The following is a 24,830-nucleotide window of genomic DNA, read 5'->3' as shown; positions in this document are numbered from 1 at the left end:
ACCCGGGGGCCTGTCCCGTACGCCATTGCCAGGTCTGCGCTGCCACGCAGCGGGTAGCCTGAGACTGCACCAGGGTCGGGATGGATCCAACTCGAGAGGCTGACGCCGTGCGTCGTGCAGGAATTCGTCGTTCGTTCGTAGCCTGGGCCGCGGCATCGGTGGCGGTCCTCGCGATCCCGATCTGCTCGTCCGTCACCGCGATGGCGGACACGCCACCGGTCCCGGCAGCGACGACCACGGCGTTCCAGGTCCCGGTGCGGTTCGTCGCAGGATGCCTGTTGCTGACCGTGTTGGCCTGTGACTACCCGCCGCCGCTGTCGACGGTGACACCGTCGGCAACGACGGGTGCATCCGGCGTAGTGGCCTTTGCGGTGGAGCGTTCCGCGACGACCTCGAGATACTGCGTCGCCGTGTCGGTGAATTGGCGGAACCTGACCACCGGCGTCGCCGGCACCATCGCCCTCCAACTTGTGGAGCGCGACCCCAGTGGGCCCACCGCACCGGGGGATTGGTGCCGATACGCGCCCGCGACGGTCGTCACCGGCAGCGGGATGATCGCCGCGGTCGCCGACGTCGGCGCGTACCCTCCGGTCGATGGGTACCAGATACTGGTCCACCCGGGGCTCGGCACCTTCCCTGTCCCATAGAGCATCTGTGCTAAATGACGGGCTCGAGTGCGGACCTGTGGGCTGTGATCGAGCCGGCCTTACCTGCCCCGTCGGACGCAGGGGACGTCCTTGGAATCGCCCTTTGAATCACCGCTCTTTGCTGGCGGTGCGAAGTCCGGATTGGTCGAGTTGATCATCAGTTCTCGCAGTGTGGGTGTGGCCGTCATGCCGGTCACACCCACTACTCATTTTCGCCGCGCCCCGATCCAAGGAACGGGCGAGTATCGGGATCGCATCGAATCTGCCGTTCTCGGAGTGGGGCACCGTCTTTCCGGTCTGCGGCCCCCTGCTACCGACACCTGCGGCGCGACCTCGCTCCCTGCACCCACTGCGGCCACCGTCGTCCGCTCGTCGGTGACGACGGCGGCGGGGGACAGGTGTGCGAGCCCTGCTCGGGCGATGGTCGCAACTGGCACTGCACCCGCTACGGACGCGTCGACCTCCTCGTTGCCGGCACCCATTGCTTCGCCTGCGACACGGCCGTGCGCAGCCACCCACTGGCGCATCATCGCCGGCCGCGGCGTCCGCGAACTCCGCTTCGTGCGGCCGGTACGCCCCGCCGACATCGTCACCGGATTCTTGGTGATCGAGAACATTCGGGCGGCGCGAGGAACCGGTGATGTGATCACCCTGAAAGGGACACTGGTGAACCAGACCCGGGACACGGTGTTCACCATGCGCACCGGCATTCAGGTGCACCACCGACCCTCCTGCGACGCTCACTGCGACGTCTTGTCGAAATCCGGTAACTGCCACGACCCATCGAACGCCGGCGCGTCGGGGCCGTAGATGCGGAAGTAGACGAACCAGCCCTGCCCCGGGAGGGTCTGAATCCAGCGGCCGGCCTCCTCCGACGCCGGGGAGTCCGGACCGAAGTGCAACACGATCGGGGCCTGCGGGTCGAGGTCGGACAGTTCGAACAGCGACCGGAGCGCGGCCCGGTTCTGCTCGGTCCGGATCTCACTGCGGGTTTCGGCGTCGTAGACCGTGATCGACCAGAACAGTTTCGCCGGCACCGGCTGCGGCACCGTCAGGGTGTAGGTATTCGAGCCGTTCAGGTAGGTACCGTTCGCGTCACGTAGTCCGAGCCAGTACAGCGATCCGGCGCCCGGGCTGCGGGCGAACATCGCGGGGGATTCGATCTGCGCCTGGTAAAACCACTTCTCCCGGGCGTACAGATCCACGTAGTTCGCCGTCTCGAATGTTCCGTTCTCCGGCCGGAGCACCGCCCATTCCCAGTGCCGCCCCTCCCACACCGTGCGTTCGGGACGCCGGTCGGCGAACGACTGCACACACAGCTGGGCGTGCCCCAGTTCGGCGGCCCGGGTCAGGATGATGCTCATCCGTTCGTCCGGCTCGAACGGGGCGCCCTTGGCGATTCCGAGCGCGGCGAGCTCGCCGTACTGACTCCGATACCCCTCGTACGCGGGTTCGGCGTCGATGATGTCGTGCAAAACCTGCCAGTACTGGAGATTGTCCTCCCACCGCACCGGGGTGAAATCGAGATCCGCCTGGCGGCTGAGATCGATCCAGGTCGGCTCAGTCCATTCGGCGACCGGTTCGTGCGGGTACACCGTCACCGACTTCATCAGCGTGATCGCACCGGCGACGTCCTTGCCCTGCGGCAATGCCCGCACCAGCACCAGCACCCGGTTGGTCGTCGACCGCCCCGAATAGACATCGTCGGGGATAACGCCGTCGTATCCCGGCGGGATTACCAGATGCTTGCCGCCCGCGGCCTTCGCCGGACCTGGGAGCCCGATATCCATCACCCACAGCTGATTCAGGTCGTTGACCGCGCCCATCAACGGTCCCGGGGGCAACTCCAGCACCATCGGGCCACCGCTCAAGTCCAGCGCCAGCCCGGTATACGGGGTGTCGGAGTTGGGGGTGAACACGAACTGCTGCGGGGTGCCCTCGAGCAGGGCGAAGACCTTGTTCGGCACCACCCCACCCGAGAGGTTGCCGCGCCAGGTCGCCTCGAGCGAGACGGTCGGATAGAAGAACCGGTAACACTGGATCGCCCGCACCAGATCCGCGTCTTCGTATGCCCGCCGAATCGTCTCCTCGGTGGGATACCCGCCCTCGAATCGAGTCCTGTCACCATCGAACATCGTCGACACCTCCGCCATCGGGCCGGCAACCCCTTCCGTTCATGCTTCGCATACCGCCTGGAGTGCGCCTTCACCCGAAGCGGGTGAAACGGGCTGATCTCTCGCGCCTGATCACAAGAGAAGCCCGACTCGCCGCCCTCCTCGCCCGCGTAATGGTCTTCCCGACGAAATGGTCCGGGCCGTGCCGTCGGCAGGCTTGACGGCGGGGCACCGGTATGCCCGACATCCGAATCCCCGGGCGGTCGGATGGGTGCCCTGTGCCAGTTCCCTGTTCCCGCAGCCTGATTGTGCGTGGGCACGGCCGGTCGCGGCGCGCAAGGCGGAGCGGCGGTCCCGGTTTCTCGAGGCCGCGCCGACCGTCCTCGCCGCGAAGGGGTACGCGACGAGCAGCGTCGCCGACAATGTCGGTGCCTGTTGGGTCGATGCAACAGCAAGGCCCGTGACCTGCAGAAGAGCGCAACCCCGCCTCGGCTGCTGTTCTGATGCCGCCGATCCGAGGGGCTTGCGTCCCTTCTCGCCCTCCTCCGTCTGATCTGGTACCCAACCCGACGGATCAAGGAGTCACCATGACCAACCCCCACGAGTTCGAGAACCCGGCGACGGATCGGACGGACCGAACCCCACAGGCTGCGGCGCCCACGTGTTGCAGCACCGAGAGGCAAACCATCTGCTGCGACCAGAGTGAGAAGTCGACGTGCTGCGGTCCGGCGGCGACGGCGGGTGGTGGATGCGGCTGCCAGTAGCCCTCAGATGACAACGGTGCGGTGCGAGCGTTTGGCTCGCACCGCACCGTCGTCTGTGCGTGGTGCCGCGCGGTCTACCGGTGCGCCGCTCCCGAGCGGGTGTGACGGTCTACTGGTCCGCGGGTGAGGGGGCGCCGCAGGCGCAGGATCCGCTGCGGGGCTGGTAGTCGTGCACGTGACCGGTCCGGTCCTGGCTGATCTCACAGCAGGCGTGCAGTCGGGCCTGGAGGGTGGCACGGCCGCGTTGAACGCGGGATTTCATGCCGGACACCGAAATCCCCGCCTCCCCGGCCGCGGCGGCGTGGGTTCGGGCGTCGAGGTCGACCATCTTCACCGCCGCGGCCTGCTCGGCGGGCAGTCCGGAGAGCATCGGCACCAGGCAGGAGGCGAGTTCCTTCTCCGCCGTCTCGTCGTCGTCCGGTTCGCCCTCGCGCGGGTTGTCGGGAACAGTGTCGACGGCCAGCTCCCGCCGATGGGGCGCGGACCGGTAGTAGTCGGTGATCGCGTTGCGGGTGATGGCATACATCCACCCCAGGAGCCGGTCCTGCTCGCGCAGGTTGTCCAGGCTCTTCGCCATCCGCAGGAACACGATCGACAGAATGTCGTCGGCGTCCTCGGGACGTGAAACCCGGCGGGCGATGAAGGCCCGCAAGTCGCTCGAGAAGCGGCGCCAGAGCTGGTCGAGATCAGCTGGTGCCGACTGCTGTGTCGTCGTGGTGGTGGCCGTGTCCTCATTCATGATTTGTGGTTCCTCTCCGTCTTACAGGATCCCCGCCCCGAGGCGCGGTGGCGACCCCCTGGGTCAGGGTCGTTCCAGAGGTACGGACGACATTGACCGTCATCGGACGCACCTGCGTCCGAATCCGAAGTTCCTCGTCTGTATGGGTGTCGATGTCGATTCCGGGTTCTCCGGTTCGACGTACCAGTAGAAGCGCGGTGAGGAGGTGAGAGCGATGCTGACCACACATCTGTTGTCGGGCCTGACCGACGAAGAGGTCGATCTGATCGTGGCGGAGGAACTGCATCTGCTCGACGCCGCCGCATGAGCGCCGTCGACGCCCGCACCGGGCGCATCCGCTGACCACAGCACTCTCTCAGCCTCTACCCCCTCCACCGGGGTAGGGGCCAGAGGAGTGCCCGGATCCGGACGGACAGCAGACACGAAGAACCCGCCCCATCCTTGGGAGGAGGACAGGGCGGGGTGTCGTCGTTCAGCGGGTGCGTGCGGACCGAACCACGCGGGTGAAGGCGGGCACGGCGGTCACCACCGCCCACAACCCGATCGCCGCAACCAGGGCTGCGGCGGTGTCGCCGGCGGTGGCGGTGCCGAGGACGTGGCCGCGCAGGGCGTCGGTGGCGTGCGCGACCGGATTCACCGTCGCCATGGCCTGCATCCAGCCGGGCATGGTCTCGATCGGCGCGAACGCACTCGAGACGAACATCAGCGGCATCATCACCATCATCCCGGCGAACTGGACCACGTCCGGCCGACGGAGCCGGTCCCCGATCAGCCCGAACAGGGCGCTCATCGCCCCGGCCAGCACCACCAGCACGATGACCGCGGCGACGGCATCACCGGCGGTGCCGTGGAACTCGAAACCCAAAGCCACGGCGGCGATCCCGAGCAACGCAGCCCGGGCGAGGGTGAAGACGGCCTCGTTGATGGTGCGAGCCACCCCCGTCAACGCCGCCCGCATAGGCAGGGCAGCGAAGCGGTCATGGAGGCCGTTGGTGTGATCGATCGCGGCGGACACTCCGGCGTTGGTGCCGGCCATCACGGTGGAGACGGCGAGCATCGCCGGAGTGAGGAAGACGATGTAACTGACCCCGGCCGGAAAGCCGGGTCCGGCCGCGACGCTGCGGAACACCTGACTGAACAGCACCAGCATCGCCATCGGCATGGTCAGCGAGAACATCAACAGCTGCGGAACACGTGCGCTGGTGCGCAGGTTCCGGACGGTGAGCGCGGCGAGCTGGTCCAAGGCCGAGGGCCGCCCGATCGCGTTGGTGGTGGTCATTTGTGGGCTCCTGTGTGGGCGAGGTGGGTGAAGACGTCGTCGAGGCTCGGGGAAGCTACGTCCAGGTCGGTGACCTCGATGCCGCGGTCGTGCAGGTCGGCGACCAGCGCGATCGCGGCGGGGGCGTCGTCGACGGTGACCGACGCCCGAACCCGGTTGTCGTCGACCCGGTCGGCGTCCGGGACGAACGGCAGCGCGGCGAGCTGATGGGCGGGGACCGTCGCGCTGACGACCTTGCCGCCGACGATCCGTTTCAGCTCGGCGGGGGTGCCGCGGGCAGCGACACGGCCCCGGCTGAGGACCACGATGTGGTCGGCGAGCCGGTCCGCCTCCTCGAGGTACTGGGTGGTGAGCACGACCGTGGTGCCCGCGTCGGTGAGCTCGTCCACGACGTCCCACAGCCCGGCGCGGGCGAGGGGGTCCAGGCCCGTGGTCGGCTCGTCCAGGAACAGCAGCGACGGGGATCCGACGAGACTGGCGGCCAGATCGATCCGGCGGCGCGAACCCCCGGAGAGTTCCCCTACCCGCCGAGCCGCATACTCGTCCAGACCGAGCCGGTCGATCAGCGCGTCGGCCCGCGCGCGGGCGGTGCGCCGCGGCCCGGTCAGGCGGCCGATCAGCTCCAGATTCTCTCGGGCGGTGAGGAACTCGTCGAGACCGGCGTATTGGCCGGTCACCCCGATCCGGCGGCGGACCTCGGTGGCGTCGGCGACGACGTCCAGGTCCTCGATCTGCACGCGGCCGATGGTGGGACGCACCAGGGTGGTCATCGTGCGGATCAGGGTGGTCTTGCCGGCACCGTTGTGGCCGAGCACACCGAGCGTGGTCCCCGCGGCAGCCTCCAAGTCGACACCGTCGAGGGCCCAGTTCTTGCCGAAGGCGACGTGCAGATCCTCGACGAGGACGGCGGGGGCGGTCATCTCACACCCCCGCCGTGGCCGCCGGCCTCGAGGCCGGTTCCGGGGGGGAGAGAACAGGTGGGTGGTCATCGGAGGGTTCCTCTCGAAAGAAGGTGTGCTCTCACCCGGTTCTGGATGAGAGTCCGCTTCCTCAGACGAAGCAACTTCGCGTTGGACGCGCCCACCGCCGAATCAGGCCTCGAGGATCGCCGGTTTCAGGCCGCGGCGCAGTGCGTGATGGGCGGCGGCCAGGCCGGACTGCCAGCCGCCGACGACGAGGACGTTGTAGTCGCTCAATTCAGTTGTCCCTTCCAGGGTTGTCGAGAGCGTCAGGTAGTGGTGGCGGCATCGTGGCGCCGATGCCGGGGGATGCTGGCGGCGCCGATGAGGGAGGCGACTACGGCGAGGGCGGCGAGGATCAGGTAGGCGTGGGCGTAGCTCCCGGTCCGCGCCGACAGTGCGGTTCCGGCCCAGGGGGCCAGTGCCATGACGATGACCACCGGGGCGGACATGAGCCCATTGAGGCGCCCGTAGTGGGTGGCGCCCCATCGGTCGGTGATCGCGGTGGCCTGGATCAGGGTGAAGATCCCGCGGATCAGCCCGGCACCGATCGCGACCGCGATCAGCGCCACCACCGTGGACACGATCCCGAGCAACGCGGTGCTGACCGCGGTCGCCGCGAGGATCACCACGATCCGGGTGCGGGCGGTGGTGCGGGCCGCCAGCGGGAGGTAGCCGATGCGACCGAGAACCTGCCCGGCACCACCCAACCCCAACGTCAGGGCCGCAAGGGACGGGGAGAAGCCCTGCTCGATCAGCAACGGCACCAGGTTGAACACCCCGGCGAACGCGGCGAACGCGCCCAGGCTCAGTGCGATGACGAGGGCCGCGAACGCGCGGCTGCGAGAGGCATCCCGGTGATCGACCGGATGGTCCCCCACTGGGGTGGGTGGGTGCGGCCACCGCCCGCGCAGCCCCAGTAGGTGCCCTGGCACGGTGATGATCGCCAGGATGACGGCGAGGACGAGATACGTGGTCCGCCAGTCGTACCGGTCGACCAAGGCCGCGGTGAGCGGGGCGAACACCGTGCTGGCCAACCCGGCGGCGAGGGTGAGGATCATCAGCGCCTTGACGTAGCCGTCGCCGTACCAGCGGGTCAGCGCCGCGAACGCCGGCGGATACAGCACCGCGCCCATCGCGATACCCGCGGCGATCCAGCCGGCGTAGAAGATCGGCAGGTTCGGGGCGGCCGCGACAACCAGCAGGGCGGGGACGGCGAAGACGGATCCGGCGGTCATCACCGCCCGCGGCCCGAACCGGTCGATGATCCGTCCGACCGGGATCCCGGTCAGCGCGGCGGCGAGCTGGGACAGGGAGAACGCCGCCACGATCACCGGCAGCGACCACCCGGTGTCGGCCGAAATGGACACCGACAGCACCGGAAACGCGTAGTACAGGATGCCCCAGCTGGTGATCTCGGTCAGGCACAGCACTGCCAGGACCCGCCGCAGACCGGCCCCGTCGAGAGACGCGGTCTGCGGCAGGGTCCTGGTGTCCGTCATCGGTTATCCGTCCGCGCGGGCGGACAGGGTGATCAGCTGCGGAGTCGGTGCGGAGCAGCACCCACCCTCGGCGGTCGCGGGCTCGGGGTCGTCGAACACCCCGGCGCCGCCGCACACCCCGGTCTCGGGAAGGGTCAGTTCGACCCGGGCCGCGGCCTCGTGATCGCCGGCCAGGGCGGCGGCGATGGAGCGGACCTGCTCGTACCCGGTCATCGCCAGGAAGGTCGGGGCGCGGCCGTAGCTTTTCATCCCGGCAAGGTACACATCCGGTTCCGGATGCGACAGTTCGGCGGCCCCGTGCGGGTAGACGGTGCCGCAGGAGTGCACGTTCGGGTCGATCAGCGGCGCCAACTGGGTCGGGGCCTGCAGCACCGGATCGAGGCCGAGGCGGATCTCCGACAGCCAGGACAGGTCCGGGCGGAACCCGGTCAGCACCACCACCCGATCCACCTTCTCGATGCGGGCGCCGGTGTCGGAGATCAACGCCACCTGCTCGTCGTTGGTGGCGACGGCGGCGGTGCGGAAGCCGGTGACCACCTGCAGCAGCCCGTCGTCGACGGCCTGCTTGGCACGCAAACCCAGGGCGCCGCGGGCGGGCAGCTGGTCGGCGTCGCCGCCGCCGAAGGTGAATCCGATGTCGCCGCGGCGCAGTACCCAGGTGATCCGGGTGCCCGGGGCCTGCTTCTCCAGATTGGCCAAAGCCACGATCGCGGTCAGCGCCGAATGGCCGCTGCCGGCGATCACGGTGTGCTTGCCGGTGTAGCGGGCCCGCACGTCCTCGTCGTCGAGGTTCGGGACGCGATACTCGATCCGGTCGGCGGCGGTCTTTTCGCCGAGGGCGGGCAGGCCTTCACCGCCGAGGGGGTTCGGGGTGGTCCAGGTGCCGGAGGCGTCGATGACCGCCTGAGCGGTGATGCGGTCCTCGGTGCCGTCCGGTCGGCGGAGGTGCACCGACAGCGGTTCGGTGTCGCGGCCGGCGTCGACGACCCGGTCGCGGCCGCGGCGGGCCACCCCGATCACCTCGGTATTCAGCTGCACCGCATCCCCGAGGGCGGCGGCCAGCGGCGAAAGGTAGTCGCGGGTCCAGTCCTGGCCGGTCGGGTACGCCTCGTCGTCCGGGGCCACCCAGCCGGTGGCGTCGAGCAGGCGGCGGGCGGCGGGGTCGATCAGCTCACCCCAGCGGGAGAACAGCCGCACGTGGTTCCACTCGGAGATCGCCGCACCGGCCACCGGGCCGCGTTCGAAGACCAGCGGGGTCAGGCCGCGCTCACGCAGCTGTACCGCGGCGGCCAGGCCGATCGGGCCGGCGCCTACGACGACTACGGGCAAGGTGTTCATCTGGAAAATCCTTTCATCGACGTTCATCGATCCTCTACGTCGGAGAGTATCGACGAGCGTCGATGAATGCAACCATCGATGGATGTCGATATAGTGAAGGGCATGACTTCCCTGGACATGCCGGCCGTCCGCACCCCCGGCACCGCGCAGGTGGATGCGTTGGCGCCGGAGGACGCGGTCACCTACGCCGGCTGGTTCGCCTGCCTGGCCGATCCCACCCGGGTGCGGTTGCTGCATCAGGTCGCCTCCCGCCCGGCTGGGATCACCGTGGGTGAGCTGGCCGAGGCCCTGGGCATCGGTCAGCCCACCATTTCGCACCACGTGCGCAAGCTTGCCGACGTCGGGTACGTCTCCGTCCACAAGGACCGCACCAGCACCGTCGTCACGGTCAACCCCTCCTGCTGCACCGGACTCCCGCACGCCGCCGACGCGGTCATGGGCGTGCTAACCCCGCGGCCGTGCTGCCCGGACGACCTCCCCGACGACGTGACCGTGCGCCCCATGACGGAACAGGACTGGGACGACGTCCGCCGCATCTACGGTGAGGGCATCGCCACTCGCACCGCCACCTTCACCACCGAGGTCCCTACCCGGGAAACCCTGGACGCCCAGTGGCTGCCCGGGCATCGGTGGGTCGCCGAGATCGACGGCGTCGTGGTCGGCTGGGCCGCACTGAGTCCGACCTCCGGGCGGGACTGCTATCGAGGCGTAGCCGAGAACTCCGTCTACGTCGCCGACGGGATGCGCGGGCGCGGCGTCGGCAAGGCCCTGCTGCGCACCCAGGTCATCGCCGCCGACGAAGCCGGGATATGGACCTTGCAGACCTCGATCTTTCCGGAGAACCGGGCCAGCATCGCCCTGCATCACTCCGCCGGATTCCGCACCATCGGCGTCCGCGAACGCATCGCGCGACTCGACGGCATTTGGCGCGACACTGTCTTCCTCGAACGCCGCTCAGCCGCCGCGGACCAGCCATGACCGAACCTCCACGACCGGTGGATCGAGCAGCGATCGCCGCGGATCTCGAGCGCGCCAGGGTCCTCCTGCACGAGCTCGTCGACGGCGCGAGCGCCGACAAGCTCGATCGACGCTCGTCCGGTACCCGATGGACGAACGAGCAACTGCTGTTCCACATGGTGTTCGGCTACATGGTGGTTCGCCGCCTACTGGTGCTGGTCCGGGCGTTCTCCCGGCTACCTGACCGGGTCGGCCGAGGATTCGCCCGCGTCCTGGACGCCACGACACCGGCGTTCCACCAGATCAACTACCTCGGCTCGTGCGCGGCGGCCACCGTCTTCGACCACCGCCGGATGGGCCGGAAGTGCGACCGCGTCATCGCCGCGCTGCAACGCTCCCTGGCCGACGAATCAGAAGCAAACCTGCGGCGCAGCATGGCCTTTCCGGTGCGGTGGGACCCGTTCTTCGCCGAGACCATGACCCTCGAGCAGGTCTACCGGTACCCGGGCAAGCACTTCGACTTCCACCGCGCCCAGCTCACACTCGGCTGAACGCATTCCGCCGAAATCAGCTCGCGTGCGTCCTTCCGAACCGGCCGTCGTCTATTGATGTGCCGACATCCCGGCACCCGGCATCGAGGACGAGGACACGACATGACCACCATTCCCACCGATAGAGACACCGACCGCGCGCTCAAGGCCAAACACCGAGCGTTGTGGGCCTCCGGCGACTACCCGACCGTCGCCGCCGAGCTGATCCCGGCCCTCGGCGAGGTACTCGTGGAGGCGGCCGACATCCGCGCCGGCCAGCGGGTGCTCGACGTGGCCGCCGGCAGCGGCAACGCCGCGATCCCGGCTGCCGCGCGCGGCGCCACCGTCGTCGCGTCGGACCTGACGCCGGAACTGTTCGTCGCCGGGCGAGCGATCGCCGCCCAGCGCGGCGTCGAACTGGACTGGGTCGAAGCCGACGCGGAGGCGTTGGCGTTCGACGACGACAGCTTCGACGCCGTCATCTCGGTCGTCGGGGCAATGTTCGCGCCGCACCATCGGCAGACTGCCGACGAGATGCTGCGAGTCTGCCGGCCCGGCGGCACCATCGCGATGATCAACTGGACACCGCAGGGCCTGATCGGCAACCTGTTCAAGACCATGGGACGCTACGCACCGCCCCCGCCGCGCGGTGCGACCCCGCCGCCGTTGTGGGGCGACGAGCAACACGTCCGCGACCTGTTCGGCGACCGGGTGACTGCGCTCGACGCGCACCGCCAGTCGCTCGTGATCGACCGCTTCGCAGACCCGACGGAGTTCCGGGAGTTCTGGAAACGCAACTATGGCCCGACGATCGCCGTGTACCGCCACAATGCCGCGGACCCGGATCGGATCGCGAACCTCGAGCGGGATTTCCTGCAGTTTCTCACCGCATGGAATCGGGCCCATGCGCCTGGCCGGACACTCTACGAGGCCGAGTACCTGCTCGTCACTGCACGCAAGAGGTAGCCCGCATCGGCCCTCGGTCACCGGCAGCGCATCCCAGGATCGCGCTCGTCGACACCCCCCCACCGGGCACACCTCGCCGAGGGCCTTGAACATGCGGGCCAGATCTCCGGCCCAGTCCTCGGGCGGCCGGCAGCACGATACACGCGCACACGCGTCGGCGAGTTTGATGTCGAGAAGCGATCCCTATCGGACGCAGCTCTGAACTGCACATTCTGCTGAGTAAAAGGCACTCGCTCAACGCCTGTACGACGCAGGTGAACACACCTCGCGCAGATCGCCGACATGCTGAAAGTGCCGCGCACCACGGTCTATGGGCTTCTGCACAAGCGCGTGGACATCGCGCCGGTCACGCAGGAGATCCTGGTCGCCGATCCACGTGCACCTGTACCCACTTCTCGCACGTGCCCAACCTGCGGACACGAGCCCACTACTCGCGCCGAGGCAGCACACCAACGCGCTGACCTCGCGGTGATCTGGCTCCACCCCGATCCCGATCACCGCGGAACGCTGATCGGTCGACAGCATTGCCGCCACTGCGAACCCGGGCAACCAGCGTTCGACCTCGCCTGCAGTGTCTGCGGCGACGGGCCCATCCTCGCCCGACCACTTCGCCGAGTTCGCCGAGGACGGCGATCTGGCCAAGCCGGTTCAACGATGGCTCACCACAGACGGATGGACAATCACCCCAGATCTTCTATGCCCAGACCATGCATGAGACGCCGTGGGGTCACGACGCCGCGGACAGAACGGATATCCATTCACGGGTGTAACGAATACCGCACATTCCGAATACCGCACACCACCAGTCAACCAGCCACGCGGACGAGTAACGCTCCCCGCATTCCCGGAGACAAGAGGGGAGAGTTCACCCGACGCGCACGACCGAGGAGCGCCATGCCTGTGGGAAATCTGGTTGTCCGTTCGGCGGTGGCGGGTTCGCTCGCCGCCGCCGCACTGTTCGGTGCACCGGCGGCCGCCGGGGCGGAGACGGCGACGCTGACCCCCACCTACACGATCGGGCACGGGCTGAACCCCGGCGACATCAGCGTGTGCGGAGGGCGGATCGACGCCCGGGCGTCGTCCGATTACCCGGCGCCGTACGGGCCGAACTACGTGCTGTTGACGACGTACTTCGCGGGCCCCTCCCGGGTCTGCATGGTCGACGGAACCCTGCATTGGCGCAACCTCGACACCGGCGCCTCCGGAACGAAGCAGTGGGCGTTGAGCGGATGGGACGGTCCGGGCGCGCCGACAGCCGTGTACTTCGATCCGGGGGCCGGAAGGGTCAGCGTCGAGATCACCACGAGCACCCCGGACATTCCGGGTGGGGGCGAGTTCACGGCGTCCTGAACGGGGGTACGACGGGTTCAGGCGAAGACGTTGTCCAGCCAGGACTTCCACGCGTCCTGCGACTTCTCCTGGTCGACGCCGACAGCGAACAGGTGGTGCGCCGCGTCGACCGTACCGCCGAACGCGTTGCGGCCGTAGAACCGGTACAGCGCATCGTCGGTCCGGATGCCGATGAAGTGCGGCGTCAGGTAGTCGACGACGCCGTCGACCGTGCCGAAACCGGGGACGTCGACGGACACCGTGTCGCCGGTCGCGGAGGTGTCGGTCAGGCCGAGCGCGCCGCGGAGCGCGGCCATTGCGCCGGGACCGGTGGAGGCCTCCGGACCGCCGGTCGTGATGTAGGTGGCCGCGCGGCCGGCGAAGTACTGGACGTACTGGCCGAGGCTGTGGAGGTAGAACGTGGTGTGTTTGTCGGCGCCGTCGTACTGCGCGTCCCAATCGTCCGTGAAGATGCCGCTGTGGACGTAGCGCAGCGCCGCGGTGCCGCCGTCGCGGGCCTCGATGAGGTATTCGAGGGCGTTGAACCAGCCGTCGGGGCCCTCCTGGCGCACGGCGAACTTCCGCGGCGGCTCCCACGCGACGACGGTCGGGTCGTCGGGTCCCTCGCTGCCGACGCCGGGATCGAGTTCGGAGGGAAACATCCACCCGCCGGTGCCGCTGGTGACGGCGGCGAACACGTCTTCCGGGGTGGCGTTCAGGACGACCTCGCGGCGAATCTCGAAGTTCTCGGACATGGCTAGCTCTCCTCGTGACGGTTGTCGGGTGACTTCGCTTGCTCGGACGGTGTTTTCAGGCTGGGGTGCAGTGCGACGACGAGACGGTGCCTGCGCCCGTTCGGGGCGTTCTCGTCGTGGTATCGGGCCACCAGATGCTTCACGGACTCGCCGAGTTCGTCGGCGAAGGCGGACCGGTCGGCCGCGGACGCGAACCGGACCTCGCTGTCGATCGCGTAGGTCGCCAGCTGCTGACGCGCCGCGGTGGCGCCGGCGATCAACTCGCCGACCTCACGCACCAGTCGCGCGGCCAGTGCGACCAGCCAGCGGGCCGACAGTTGGTCCGGTGACCGGTCGGGATCGGGTGCGAGGGCGGCGAACGCGGCGGGGGAGATGACGTAGGACGCCGCGGTGGCCTGGAACACCCGCTCGGTGACGTTGCCCTTCTTGCGTTCCTCGACGAGTTCGACGAGGCCGTGCTCCTCGAGCGCGCGCAGGTGGTAGTTGGCCTTCTGCCGCGTCAGTCCGACCGCCGCGGCGATGGAACTCGCCGAACCGGGTTCGGCGAGCGCCGCGAGCAACCGCGCCCGGACCGGGTCCAGGGAGATCTCCGCGGCGGCTGCTTGGTCGATCACTGCTACGTCCAACATGCGTCAACTGTCGCACCGACAGCAATTTCTGTCAAGACAATATTTATTGTCGGTGATCGAGTGGTCAGCGCAGCGCGGGCGGGTTGTTCAGATCGCGTGCGGAATAGGTGTCGCAGGCCTGGACCTGGCCCGTCCGGTAACCGGTCGCGAACCACTTCTGGCGCTGCTCCGAGGAGCCGTGCGTCCAGCCCTCCGGATTCACCCGGGCGCCCGCGGACTGCTGGATCCGGTCGTCACCGACCGACGAGGCGGCGGAGAGAGCGTCGTCGATGTCGGTGTCGGTGAGCGTGTTCAGGAACGGCGGTCCGCCGTCGGGTCCGGGGAGAGTGTCGGCGTAGTGGGCCCACACGCCCGCGTAGCAGTCGGCCTGCAACTCGGTTCGCACCGCAGCCGAGTCGGCGCCCCGCGGGTCGGCCTGTGCCCGCCCGATGTCGCCGAGCTGGTTCTGGATGTGGTGGCCGAACTCGTGCGCCACGACGTACTCCTGCGCCAGCGGTCCGCCGCTGGACCCGAAGCGGTCGACGAGGAGCTGGAAGAAGCTGGTGTCGAAATACGCCGTCGAGTCCGCCGGGCAGTAGAACGGTCCGACTTCACTGGTGGCGTTGCCGCAGCCGGTATTGACGGAACCGGAGAACAGCACGACCTCCGGCGGCACGTACGCGGTGCCGGTCTGTTTCCCGAGTTCCTGCTGCCACACGGAGTCGAGACTGCCTGCGGTGAACACCACCCGGCAGTTCACGTCGCGGTTGGCGTCCGCGCCGGTCTCGCATCCGGCGAGGCCCGCGCCGGAATTCTGGCCGGCGGAATCAGTGGTGCCGCTGAGGCCGCCGAGCAGCGAGCCGGGATCGCCACCGAGGAGCAGTGCGAGAACCAGCACGATCAGACCCCCGGCGCCGCCGCCCATCGCGAACTTTCCGCCGAGGCCACCGCCGCCCCCGCCACCGACCGACACCCGGCCGGAGTCCATTCGGGCGCCCTCGTTGAAGGTCATGTCGTCGTCGCTTTCTCGTCAGTTTTCCGGTGCGTGCCGATCGAGCCTCGCACGCGAAGCGGGTATGCGTTTCCGCTCACGCACGGTGTCTCCGTAGGATCTCAGCCAACGAAGTAGATTGCCCCATGTTTCGAAAGGAATCCCGTGCTGCGCACACATCTCGCCGGTTCATTGCGAGCCGAGCAGGCCCAGCAGACCGTAACCCTCACCGGTTGGGTTGCCAGGCGTCGTGATCACGGCGGGGTGATCTTCATCGATCTACGTGACGCGTCGGGTGTGTCCCAGGTGGTGTTCCGGGAAGGCGCCGCCGCCGAGCAGGCACACCGTCTGCGCGCGGAGTACTGCGTCAAGGTGACCGGTGTGGTCGAGGTGCGTCCCGAGGGCAACCAGAACTTCGAGATCCCCACCGGAGCCATCGAGGTCAACGTCACCGAGCTCGAGGTCCTCAACGAGAGCGCGCCGCTGCCGTTCCAGCTGGACGACCAGGCCGGTGAGGAAGCGCGCCTGAAGTACCGCTACCTCGACCTGCGCCGTGAGGGTCCCGGCCACGCCATCCGCCTGCGGTCCAAGGTCAACGCCGCGGCACGCGCCGTGCTCGCGCACCACGAGTTCGTCGAGGTCGAGACGCCCACGTTGACGCGGTCGACGCCGGAGGGCGCCCGCGACTTCCTGGTTCCCGCGCGACTGCAGCCGGGCAGCTTCTACGCCTTGCCGCAGAGCCCGCAGCTGTTCAAGCAGCTGCTCATGGTCGGTGGCATCGAACGCTACTACCAGATCGCGCGCTGCTACCGCGACGAGGACTTCCGGGCGGACCGCCAGCCCGAGTTCACTCAGCTCGACATCGAGATGAGCTTCGTCAACCAGGACGACGTCATCCTCCTCGCCGAGGAGGTGCTGTCGTCGCTGTGGAAGCTGGTCGGGCACGAGATCAAGACACCGATCGCGCGGATGACGTACGCCGAGGCGATGCGTCGCTACGGTTCCGACAAGCCGGACCTGCGTTTCGGTGTCGAACTGGTCGAGTGCGCCGAGTTCTTCAAGGACACCACGTTCCGCGTATTCCAGCAGGAATACGTCGGTGCGGTGGTCATGCCCGGCGGTGCGAGCCAGCCGCGTAAGCAGCTCGACGCCTGGCAGGAATGGGCCAAGCAGCGCGGGGCGAAGGGCCTCGCGTACGTGCTCGTCGGCGAGGACGGCACGCTCGGGGGACCGGTGGCCAAGAACCTCACCGACGCCGAACGCGAGGGCCTCGCCGCGCACGTCGGTGCCAAGCCGGGCGACTGCATCTTCTTCGCCGCCGGCGCCACCAAGTCGTCCCGGGCACTGCTCGGTGCCGCGCGTGGCGAGATCGCCCGCAAGCAGAACCTCATCGACCCGGACGCCTGGGCGTTCGTGTGGGTCGTCGACGCACCGCTGTTCGAGCCGACGGCGGACGCCACCGCGAGCGGCGACGTCGCGCTCGGCTACAGCGCCTGGACGGCCGTGCACCACGCGTTCACCTCGCCCAAGCCGGAGTCGATCGACACGTTCGACACCGACCCGGGGTCCGCGCTCGCGTACGCCTACGACATCGTCTGCAACGGCAACGAGATCGGTGGCGGCAGTATCCGTATCCACCGCAAGGACATTCAGGAGCGAGTGTTCAAGGTGATGGGCATCTCCCACGAGGAAGCCGAGGAGAAGTTCGGCTTCCTGCTCGACGCGTTCGCGTTCGGCGCCCCGCCGCACGGCGGCATCGCGTTCGGCTGGGACCGCATCACCGCCCTGCTGGCCGGTGTCGATTCGATCCGTGAGGTCATCGCGTTCCCGAAGTCGGGTGGCGGCGTCGATCCGCTGACGAGCGCTCCGGCTCCGATCACCGCGCAGCAGCGCAAGGAGTCCGGGGTGGACGCCAAGCCGGAGCCGAAGGGCGACGCCGCGGCGGCCAAGCCCGCCGCACCCGCAGACAAGTAGGCGGGTCCACCGGCGCGATCTGCCGGCGGGACCCGAATGACCGGACGACGCGGAACAGCCGGGGGACACGATGTTGCACCTGCGAGTGATCTGTCCGGCCGAGCGCACCGAGGACGTCCTCGGTGTGCTCGCCGCCGAACCCGGCGCCACCCACGTGGTGGTCCTGCGCGACGCTGCGATCGACCCCGCCGGTGACGCTATCCAGACCGACGTGGCCCGCGAGTCCGCGAACGACGTAATCGATGCGCTCGAGGCCCTGGGAATCGATCGCACCGGCGCGATCACGGTGGAGCCCGTCGAGACGGTGCTGTCGAAGTCCGCACACGACGCGGAGAGGGCGGCCCCCGGTGATCCGGCGGACAGCGTCGTGTGGGAGGAACTGGTCAGCCGGACGCGCGAGGAGTCGACGCTCAACGGCACCTTCCTCGCATTCCTCACCATCGCCTGCCTGCTGGCCGCGGTGGGTGTGGTGACCGACTCGCCGATCACCGTCGTCGGGGCCATGGTGGTGGGGCCGGAGTTCGGTCCGCTCGCCGCGCTCGCCGTCGCCCTGATGCGGCGCAAGCTCAGCCTGGCCCGCCGGTCGCTGATCGCCCTGCTCTTCGGGTTCCCGTTCGCGATGGCGGCGACGCTGGTCGCGACGCTGCTGATGGAGCGGGTCGGCTGGATGGAGTTCGAGAGCATCGAGTCCCTCGACCAGGTCGATTTCATCTACCGGGTCGGACCACTCTCACTGATCGTCGCGCTCCTCGCCGGTGCGGCAGGCATGCTCGCGCTCGTGTCCGCGAAGTCGGCGGCACTCGTCGGTGTCTTCATCTCGGTCACCACCGTTCCCGCAGCGGGTTTCGCCGTCGTCGCGGTCACCGTGGGCGAGTGGCGCGTCGCGGCGCTCGCGGCGCTGCAACTCGGTGTCAACATGGTGGGCATCGTGGTCGCCGGCGTTCTGGTGCTGGCGCTGCGATTGCGCAGCGGCGGCGATCCGCGCCGGCTTCTCGAACAGGCGCGGAAAGAGCGCTCCCTGGCCCAGAGGCGGAGACCCTGATGAGTGTCTCGCCGCACGACGGCACGGGCTACGACGAACTCTTCGGCGACGGCGGCGACATCCGGGAACCGTGGGTGGAGTTGGCCCAGGACTTCACGGGAGCCGGGCGGGACTCCGTCCGCCGCCTGCAGTCCCGCATCCGGCTTCTCGTCGACAACCACGGAATCACCTACAACCCCCTCGACGGATCGGACGCCCCGACCGCACCGCCGCGGTGGGAGATCGACGCGGTCCCGCTGATCGTCGCGGCCGAGGAGTGGGAGCAGCTCGCCGCGGGCTTCGTGCAGCGCTCCCGCCTCCTCGACGCGGTGCTCGCCGATCTGTACGGACCGATGGCGCTCGTCCGGAGCGGCGCCGTTCCGGCCCGCACGGTGTTCGGGCACCCGGGGTACGTCCGTGCGGCGCACGGCATCACGGTGCCGGGCCGCCATCAACTGTTCCTGCACGGACTCGACGTCGGTCGTGGAGCGGACGGCACGTTCCACGCGCTGCGCGACCACACGCAGTCCCCGGCGGGCGCCGGGTATGCGATGGCGGACCGCCGCGTCATCGCCCGGGCGATGCCCGGCATCTACGAGACCGTGGGCCCGCGCCCGCTGTCCTCGTTCGCTCAGTCGATGCGGCTCGCGGCGATCGACGCCGCCCCCGCGGGCACCGAGGACCCCCTGGTCGTCGTCCTCAGCCCCCGAACCCGGTCCGAGGCGGCATTCGATCAGGCGTATCTCGCGACAGTCCTCGGCTTCCCACTCGTGGAGAGCGCCGACCTGGTGGTCCGCGACGGCCATGTGTGGATGCGCTCCCTCGGCAACCTGGAACGCGTCGACGTGATCGTCCGGCGGGTGGACGCCGACCTCGCCGACCCCCTCGACCTGCGCCCCGACTCCCGGTCCGGTGTGGTCGGGCTCGTCGAGGTGCTGCGACGGGGAGCGGTGACCGTCGTCAACCCCCTCGGCAGCGGAATCCTCGAGAACCCGGCCCTCACCCGGCTGCTCCCGGAACTGTGCCGTCGCCTCCTCGACGAGGACCTACTGCTGCCGTCGGTTCCGAGTTTCTGGGGAGGCGACCGGTCGGAGCTGTCCCACATCCTGGCGAACGCCCCGTCGATGGTGCTGCGCGCCGTGGACGGGGGTCCGCCGATCGTGCCCGCCGAGCTCGGTGACGCCGACCGGGACGCCCTGCTGGACCGGGTGCGGGCCGAACCCGAGCGGTGGGTCGGGCAGATCGTTCCGGACCCCTCGTATGCGCCCGCGGCCGACGGATCCGGGGAGGTCGTCCTCGCACCGGTCGGGGTGCGGCTGTTCGGTGTCGCGCAGCAGGTGGGATTCACCCCGATGGCCGGTGGACTCGGCACGTCCCTCGTTCCCGGGGCGGAGCGGGGGGACCGGCGCCACGCCGGCGCGAAGGACGTCTGGATCCGGCTGGCCCAGCGCACCGCGTCCACCGATCCGGGGGACACCGTCGACCGGGACGGGGACGCCCTGCCCACGTATGCGGCGACGACGTCCGACCTGATGACGTCGCCCCGCGCACTGACCGAACTGTTCTGGATGGGCCGGTTCGCCGAGCGCGCCGAAGGCGCGGCACGACTGATGATCGCCGTCGGCGAGAAGTACCGCGACTACCGCCTGCGACCGTGGCTCGCGGGCGGCGGAAGCCTCCCGATCCTGCTCGACACGGTCCTGCAGGTCGCCGACGCCGGGAACCGCCCGGAGGGGCCCGATCGCGGCGCCGAGTCCGGTTCGGATCCGGTCGCCGACCGGCTGCGGGTGCGCTCGGAGTTCCGTTCGCTGACCGTGGACCCCGACCGGGACGGGTCGCTCGCGCACGCGGTCCGCGGCGTCGAGCAGGCCGCGCGGGCCGTGCGCGGGCAACTGTCGAACGACATCTGGGCCGTCCTCAGCTCCGTCGAACGCGCGCTGGGACAGGTCGCCGCCGACACGGTCGACGACGGGTCCGTGCTGTTCGAGGCGCAGTCCGCGGTCCTCGGCGGGATGCTCGCCCTGTCGGGAGTCGCCGCGGAGTCGCTGGTCCGCGACACCGGCTGGCACGTCATGGACATCGGGAAGCGGATCGAGCGGGCATCCACCCTGATTGCGCTGGTCGAGTCCACGCTGCGACGGAAGACGGATCCGGCGACCGAGCGGGCGGTGATCGAATCGCTTCTCGTCGCCACCGAGAGTTCGGTCGTCTACCGCCGCCGCAATCGCAGCATCCGCCCGGCGGCCGTGGCCGAATTGCTGCTGTTCGACGTGAAGAACCCGCGGTCGCTGGCGTTCCAGCTCGAGGCGCTCCGTGCGAATCTCGCCGCACTGCCGGACGCCTCGGGCGCGTCGCGCGCGGAGCGGCTCGTCGAGGACATGGTCAATACCGTGCGCCGCGTCGACCCCGTTCGACTCGAATCGGTCGACCGGAACGGGTCCCGGAAGGAGCTGGGTGAGCTGACGGTCACGATGCGCGCACTGCTGAGCGAACTGTCCGACGTGATGCTGAAAGGTCAGCTGTCCCTGCCGGGCGGCACCCAGCCGCTCTGGGGCAGCGGGACCACGTGGAGCGCCTCGCAGGGCGGGGTCCCCGCATGACCGACGTGTCGCCCCGCGCGGACGAGGCCGCGGAACGGCCGGTGCTGCGCCGATACAAGATCACCCACCGCACCACGTACACGTACTCGGGGCCGGTCTCCTCGTCGTACGGCCGGGGTTACCTCCTGCCACGCGACACCGACGAACAGCGGTGCGTGAGTTCCGTCGTCGACATCTCGCCGATGCCCGCGGACCGTTCCACCGGGTCCGACGTGTACGGCAACCGGGACCTCTACTTCCAGGTGAGCGCGCCGCACGAGGAACTGGTCGTCGCGGCCGAATCCGAGATCGAGGTCTACGGGCCCGACAAGACCAGGCTCGCCGCCGCACCGGCGAACGCGCCGTGGGAGTTGTCCCGCCCCGTGGGCACCGAGGGGGCGATGGCGCAGGAGTTCGTGCTGGACCTCGCACCCCCCGAAATCAGCGACGCGGTCCGCGAGTACGCGGCGCCGAGTTTCCCGCCGGAACGGCCCCTCGTCGACGCGGTGGTTGATCTCACCACCCGCATCCACCGCGACTTCCAGTACAAGTCGGGGTCGACGTCGATCTCCACCCGTGTCGCGGAGGTACTGGAGAAGCGCTCGGGCGTGTGCCAGGACTTCGCCCGGCTCGCCATCGCCTGCCTGCGGTCGCGCGGACTCGCGGCCCGGTACGTGTCCGGCTATCTGGCGACGCAGCCGCCACCCGGCAAGGAACGGATGATCGGCGTCGACGCGACGCACGCCTGGGCGGCCGTGTGGATGCCGGGGGACCGGTGGCTCGCCTTCGACCCCACCAACGACCAGCTCGTCGACGAGCGGTACACCGTGGTCGCGTGGGGCCGGGACTACGCTGACGTGCCGCCGCTGCGGGGTGTCATATACACAGAGGCACGAAACAGCACCATTGCGGTGTCGGTTGACGTGGCGCCGATCGAAGTGCTCGCGCCGGATCAGCCGAAATGCTGAAATTCATCGGGGCTTCCGGTGGAGGACTCGATGATCCGTGTCACTAGCAGGTAGGTTGGTCGGCGATGACTGCAATACTGGCAGACCCCGTTTCAGAGGTAGTTGCCGCAGCCGAGAAGCTGCTCACCCGTCGCACAGGGGCACCCGTGACACTGGTGGATCCCGTGGATCTCGGCGGTAGTGGCCGCACCATCGTGCTCCGTGTGCGCGTGGCGGAGAATCCGTTCTCCCTCCCGCGGACATTGGTGATCAAGCAGGTCCGTGAGGAGTCCGGGGTCTCCGGCGCGCGGGCCGTCGATCCCGACGATCTCGCCGGCGACAGCCGCAGCGCCTTCCTCCGGGAGGCCGTCTCGTACCAGTTCGCCACGGCGCTGGCGACGGACAGCCGCCCCGGAGCCGAACTGCTCGCATCCGACCTCGACGCCCGGCTCCTCGTGCTCAGCGACCTGGGGGACGCCACCCCGATCAGCGCCCTGCTCGAACACTCCGACTCCGACACCGTCACCAACACCCTGATGGCCATGGCCCAGGCGCTCGGCCGCATGCACGCGGCCACCGTGGGCCGCGAGGAGGACTTCACCGCGCTGCTGCGCCGCGCCGAGGTCGCGCACTGCGACGACACCGTCGCCGAGCAGGTGGAGCGGGCCGTTCCCGCCGTGCCCCGCCTGCTGTCCGACATCCTCCGCGTCGACGTCTCGCCGGACCTGACCGATCAGGTGGCCCGTGCCGCGAAGCTGTTCGAGAGCGGCCGGTTCCGGGCGTTCAGCCCCTCCGACCTGTGCCCCGACAACATCATCGTCAACGACGAGGGTGTGCGGTTCCTCGACTACGAGTGGGGCGGCTTCCGCGACGCCATGCTCGACATCGCGTACGCGCTGGTCTCGTTCCCCGGCTGCCTGTGCAGCATCGAACTGTCCGAGGACCGGACACAGGCGATGATCGAGGCCTGGCGCGCGGAGGTCGTGGGGATGTGGCCCGCGCTCGCCGACGACAACGTGCTCGCTGCCCGCATGGTCGAGGCTCAGCTGATCTGGGTGTGGCTCAGTACCTACCTGTTCCTGCCGGAGAACCACACGCGCATCGCCGCCGTCCGCGAGCATCACCTGTCCGTGCCGCGGTCCGAGGCGCTCACCCAGCGCTGGGACAAGCTGGCCCGCTCGGCCGATCACGCCGGGAACACGGTGGTCGCCCACCACGCCCGCGTCATCGCCGACAAGATCCGGGGACTGTCCGTCGGCTGACCCGCGGTCCGGCCGGACTGGGTCGGACGGTGCGGTTCCAGTAGCGTCGAACTTGTGAGCGATCTTTTCGGTTCGGATGTCGGTGAGGACGAGTCGGCAGGCCTGTTCGAGACGGCGCAGCCCGACGAGGCGGCGATCCCGCGATCGGTTCCCGGTCCGGTGTCGGTCGACCACCATGCACCGCTGGCCGTGCGCATGCGTCCCCGCACGCTCGGTGAGGTGGTCGGGCAGCAGCATCTTCTCGGCCCCGGTGCGCCGCTGCGGCGCCTCGTGGAGGGGTCGGGGGCCGCGTCCGTCCTCCTGTACGGTCCGCCCGGCACCGGCAAGACCACCCTGGCGTCGCTGATCTCGGGGGCCACCGGCCGCCGCTTCGAGGCATTGTCCGCGCTGTCCGCCGGGGTGAAGGAAGTGCGCGGCGTCATCGAACTGGCACGCCGGCGGCTCCTCGCGGGCGAGCAGACGGTGCTGTTCATCGACGAGGTGCACCGCTTTTCCAAGACCCAGCAGGACGCCCTGCTGGCGGCGGTGGAGAACCGGATAGTGCTGCTCGTGGCGGCCACCACCGAGAACCCCTCGTTCTCCGTGGTCGCCCCGCTGCTGTCCCGCTCACTCGTCCTGCAACTGCAGTCGCTGACGGCGGACGACATCGAGAACCTCCTGGAGCGGGCGCGCACCGACGAGCGGGGTCTCGGCGGGGAGATCGAGATCGCGGGTGACGCGATGGACCATCTGGTGCGCCTCGCCGCCGGCGACGCCCGGCGGGCGCTCACCGCGCTCGAGGCGGCGGCGGGCGCGGCGCTCGACCAGGCCGGTGACGCGGACCGTCCGGTGCTGCTGGACCTCGCGACGGTGGAGGCGAGCGTCGACAAAGCGGCCGTCCGCTACGACCGCGACGGCGACCAGCACTACGACGTGATCAGCGCCTTCATCAAATCGATCCGCGGTTCCGACGTCGACGCCGCCCTGCACTACCTGGCGCGGATGCTGACGGCGGGCGAGGACCCCCGCTTCATCGCGAGGCGGCTGGTGGTCCACGCCAGCGAGGACATCGGGATGGCCGACCCCACTGCGCTGCAGACCGCGACCGCCGCCGCGCAGGCGGTGCAGCTGATCGGTATGCCCGAGGCCCGCCTCGCCCTCGCCCAGGCCACGATCCACCTCGCGACGGCTCCCAAGTCGGGGGCCGTCATCGCCGCGCTCGGCGCTGCGATGGCGGACGTCGCGGCCGGACACGCCGGGCTCGTCCCGCCGCATCTGCGCGACGGCCACTACGCGGGGGCGGCGAAGCTCGGCAACGCCGTCGGCTACCGCTATCCCCACGATCATCCCGACGGGGTACTGGCGCAGCAGTATCCGCCGGACGAGCTGGTCGGTGTCGACTACTACCAGCCCACCACTCACGGCGGTGAGCGGGACATCGCGGGGCGCGTGGACAAATTGCGCGCCATCGTCCGCGGCACGAACCGTCAGGGTGGCCGGTTAAGCTGAATGTTGCCGAACCGCCGGGCGTGCCCGGCTGCCCGGCGACCGCACCCCAGCGGCTGGACCCCCGGTTCGACCCTGTAGTTC

20 protein-coding genes are annotated in these 24,830 nt (G+C 69.3%); 11 read left to right on the top strand and 9 right to left on the bottom strand.

What is annotated here, in order from left to right; all coding sequences use genetic code 11:
• The first annotated feature begins 107 nt into the window (after positions 1–107).
• A complete protein-coding gene (locus WKC72_RS24300) occupies positions 108–647 on the top strand; it encodes a hypothetical protein (RefSeq protein WP_370179740.1) in 540 nt (179 codons plus the stop codon).
• A 740-nt stretch (positions 648–1,387) separates the two neighbouring features.
• Here WKC72_RS24300 and WKC72_RS24295 read toward each other — a convergent pair.
• The 6 genes from WKC72_RS24295 to WKC72_RS24270 all read right to left on the bottom strand — a co-directional run bounded on the left by WKC72_RS24295 (position 1,388) and on the right by WKC72_RS24270 (position 9,342).
• Positions 1,388–2,782, bottom strand: coding sequence for a DUF1254 domain-containing protein (locus WKC72_RS24295; protein ID WP_245973272.1), 1,395 nt, complete (start codon positions 2,780–2,782; stop codon positions 1,388–1,390).
• 852 nt (positions 2,783–3,634) lie between these two features.
• Positions 3,635–4,264, bottom strand: a complete 630-nt coding sequence (locus tag WKC72_RS24290; RefSeq protein WP_370179738.1) for a sigma-70 family RNA polymerase sigma factor — start codon at positions 4,262–4,264, stop codon at positions 3,635–3,637.
• Between the two features lie 472 nt (positions 4,265–4,736).
• The gene (locus WKC72_RS24285; protein WP_037237605.1) at positions 4,737–5,543 is read right to left on the bottom strand and encodes an ABC transporter permease; all 807 of its coding nucleotides are present in this window, start codon (positions 5,541–5,543) and stop codon (positions 4,737–4,739) included.
• Complete coding sequence (locus tag WKC72_RS24280) at positions 5,540–6,463, bottom strand: ATP-binding cassette domain-containing protein (protein WP_370179734.1); 924 nt, start codon at positions 6,461–6,463, stop codon at positions 5,540–5,542. Before WKC72_RS24280 ends, WKC72_RS24285 begins: the two co-directional genes overlap by 4 nt.
• Positions 6,464–6,771: 308 nt before the next feature.
• Positions 6,772–8,004 carry an MFS transporter gene (locus tag WKC72_RS24275; protein WP_370179732.1) on the bottom strand — a complete coding sequence of 411 codons (1,233 nt, stop codon included), beginning with the start codon at positions 8,002–8,004 and terminating at the stop codon, positions 6,772–6,774.
• Positions 8,005–8,007: 3 nt separating this feature from the next.
• Positions 8,008–9,342 (bottom strand): NAD(P)-binding domain-containing protein, encoded by a 1,335-nt coding sequence (locus tag WKC72_RS24270; protein ID WP_370179730.1) that lies wholly within the window; start codon positions 9,340–9,342, stop codon positions 8,008–8,010.
• 102 nt (positions 9,343–9,444) lie between these two features.
• Here WKC72_RS24270 and WKC72_RS24265 point away from each other — a divergent pair, with 102 nt between their 5' ends.
• From WKC72_RS24265 to WKC72_RS24250, 4 genes are all read left to right on the top strand, one after another.
• Positions 9,445–10,320, top strand: coding sequence for a helix-turn-helix domain-containing GNAT family N-acetyltransferase (locus WKC72_RS24265; RefSeq protein ID WP_370179728.1), 876 nt, complete (start codon positions 9,445–9,447; stop codon positions 10,318–10,320).
• Positions 10,317–10,850, top strand: coding sequence for a DinB family protein (locus WKC72_RS24260; RefSeq protein WP_370179725.1), 534 nt, complete (start codon positions 10,317–10,319; stop codon positions 10,848–10,850). The genes WKC72_RS24265 and WKC72_RS24260 overlap by 4 nt, the downstream gene beginning before the upstream one ends.
• 102 nt (positions 10,851–10,952) lie before the next feature.
• Positions 10,953–11,795: a class I SAM-dependent methyltransferase gene (locus WKC72_RS24255; protein ID WP_370179723.1), complete on the top strand. Its 843-nt coding sequence runs from the start codon at positions 10,953–10,955 to the stop codon at positions 11,793–11,795.
• A gap of 894 nt (positions 11,796–12,689) precedes the next feature.
• On the top strand, positions 12,690–13,145 hold the full coding sequence (locus tag WKC72_RS24250) for a hypothetical protein (protein WP_370179720.1): 456 nt from the start codon (positions 12,690–12,692) through the stop codon (positions 13,143–13,145).
• Between the two features lie 17 nt (positions 13,146–13,162).
• Here the strand turns inward: WKC72_RS24250 and WKC72_RS24245 are convergent, their stop codons facing one another.
• The 3 genes from WKC72_RS24245 to WKC72_RS24235 form a co-directional block, all read right to left on the bottom strand.
• The gene (locus WKC72_RS24245; RefSeq protein ID WP_370179718.1) at positions 13,163–13,879 is read right to left on the bottom strand and encodes an SRPBCC domain-containing protein; all 717 of its coding nucleotides are present in this window, start codon (positions 13,877–13,879) and stop codon (positions 13,163–13,165) included.
• A gap of 2 nt (positions 13,880–13,881) precedes the next feature.
• On the bottom strand, positions 13,882–14,508 hold the full coding sequence (locus WKC72_RS24240; RefSeq protein WP_128638674.1) for a helix-turn-helix domain-containing protein: 627 nt from the start codon (positions 14,506–14,508) through the stop codon (positions 13,882–13,884).
• A gap of 64 nt (positions 14,509–14,572) precedes the next feature.
• Positions 14,573–15,499 (bottom strand): neutral zinc metallopeptidase, encoded by a 927-nt coding sequence (locus WKC72_RS24235; protein ID WP_037237588.1) that lies wholly within the window; start codon positions 15,497–15,499, stop codon positions 14,573–14,575.
• Between the two features lie 144 nt (positions 15,500–15,643).
• Here WKC72_RS24235 and aspS point away from each other — a divergent pair, with 144 nt between their 5' ends.
• From aspS to WKC72_RS24205, 6 genes are all read left to right on the top strand, one after another.
• Complete coding sequence (aspS, locus tag WKC72_RS24230; protein ID WP_037237587.1) at positions 15,644–17,452, top strand: aspartate--tRNA ligase; 1,809 nt, start codon at positions 15,644–15,646, stop codon at positions 17,450–17,452.
• 70 nt (positions 17,453–17,522) lie between these two features.
• Positions 17,523–18,494 carry a DUF389 domain-containing protein gene (locus WKC72_RS24225; protein WP_268790599.1) on the top strand — a complete coding sequence of 324 codons (972 nt, stop codon included), beginning with the start codon at positions 17,523–17,525 and terminating at the stop codon, positions 18,492–18,494.
• Positions 18,494–21,073, top strand: a complete 2,580-nt coding sequence (locus WKC72_RS24220; protein ID WP_370179714.1) for a circularly permuted type 2 ATP-grasp protein — start codon at positions 18,494–18,496, stop codon at positions 21,071–21,073. The genes WKC72_RS24225 and WKC72_RS24220 overlap by 1 nt, the downstream gene beginning before the upstream one ends.
• Positions 21,070–22,020: a transglutaminase family protein gene (locus WKC72_RS24215; RefSeq protein WP_037237578.1), complete on the top strand. Its 951-nt coding sequence runs from the start codon at positions 21,070–21,072 to the stop codon at positions 22,018–22,020. The genes WKC72_RS24220 and WKC72_RS24215 overlap by 4 nt, the downstream gene beginning before the upstream one ends.
• Positions 22,021–22,085: 65 nt before the next feature.
• A complete protein-coding gene (locus WKC72_RS24210; protein WP_037237575.1) occupies positions 22,086–23,261 on the top strand; it encodes a phosphotransferase family protein in 1,176 nt (391 codons plus the stop codon).
• Positions 23,262–23,315: 54 nt separating this feature from the next.
• Positions 23,316–24,749, top strand: a complete 1,434-nt coding sequence (locus WKC72_RS24205) for a replication-associated recombination protein A (RefSeq protein WP_370179711.1) — start codon at positions 23,316–23,318, stop codon at positions 24,747–24,749.
• The last annotated feature ends 81 nt before the right edge of the window (positions 24,750–24,830 follow it).

Origin of the sequence: Rhodococcus wratislaviensis (genome assembly GCF_041228765.1) — a bacterium.
Lineage (GTDB): Bacteria > Actinomycetota > Actinomycetes > Mycobacteriales > Mycobacteriaceae > Rhodococcus_F > Rhodococcus_F wratislaviensis.
This window is presented reverse-complemented; position numbering and strand designations above follow the sequence as displayed.

Coding starts and splice junctions, on each gene's coding strand:
- WKC72_RS24295 (WP_245973272.1), bottom strand. CDS start 2,782: ATGTTCGATGGTGACAGGACTCGATTCGAGGGCGGGTATCCCACCGAG.
- WKC72_RS24290 (WP_370179738.1), bottom strand. CDS start 4,264: ATGAATGAGGACACGGCCACCACCACGACGACACAGCAGTCGGCACCA.
- WKC72_RS24285 (WP_037237605.1), bottom strand. CDS start 5,543: ATGACCACCACCAACGCGATCGGGCGGCCCTCGGCCTTGGACCAGCTC.
- WKC72_RS24280 (WP_370179734.1), bottom strand. CDS start 6,463: ATGACCGCCCCCGCCGTCCTCGTCGAGGATCTGCACGTCGCCTTCGGC.
- WKC72_RS24275 (WP_370179732.1), bottom strand. CDS start 8,004: ATGACGGACACCAGGACCCTGCCGCAGACCGCGTCTCTCGACGGGGCC.
- WKC72_RS24270 (WP_370179730.1), bottom strand. CDS start 9,342: ATGAACACCTTGCCCGTAGTCGTCGTAGGCGCCGGCCCGATCGGCCTG.
- WKC72_RS24265 (WP_370179728.1), top strand. CDS start 9,445: ATGACTTCCCTGGACATGCCGGCCGTCCGCACCCCCGGCACCGCGCAG.
- WKC72_RS24260 (WP_370179725.1), top strand. CDS start 10,317: ATGACCGAACCTCCACGACCGGTGGATCGAGCAGCGATCGCCGCGGAT.
- WKC72_RS24255 (WP_370179723.1), top strand. CDS start 10,953: ATGACCACCATTCCCACCGATAGAGACACCGACCGCGCGCTCAAGGCC.
- WKC72_RS24250 (WP_370179720.1), top strand. CDS start 12,690: ATGCCTGTGGGAAATCTGGTTGTCCGTTCGGCGGTGGCGGGTTCGCTC.
- WKC72_RS24245 (WP_370179718.1), bottom strand. CDS start 13,879: ATGTCCGAGAACTTCGAGATTCGCCGCGAGGTCGTCCTGAACGCCACC.
- WKC72_RS24240 (WP_128638674.1), bottom strand. CDS start 14,508: ATGTTGGACGTAGCAGTGATCGACCAAGCAGCCGCCGCGGAGATCTCC.
- WKC72_RS24235 (WP_037237588.1), bottom strand. CDS start 15,499: ATGACCTTCAACGAGGGCGCCCGAATGGACTCCGGCCGGGTGTCGGTC.
- WKC72_RS24225 (WP_268790599.1), top strand. CDS start 17,523: ATGTTGCACCTGCGAGTGATCTGTCCGGCCGAGCGCACCGAGGACGTC.
- WKC72_RS24220 (WP_370179714.1), top strand. CDS start 18,494: ATGAGTGTCTCGCCGCACGACGGCACGGGCTACGACGAACTCTTCGGC.
- WKC72_RS24215 (WP_037237578.1), top strand. CDS start 21,070: ATGACCGACGTGTCGCCCCGCGCGGACGAGGCCGCGGAACGGCCGGTG.
- WKC72_RS24210 (WP_037237575.1), top strand. CDS start 22,086: ATGACTGCAATACTGGCAGACCCCGTTTCAGAGGTAGTTGCCGCAGCC.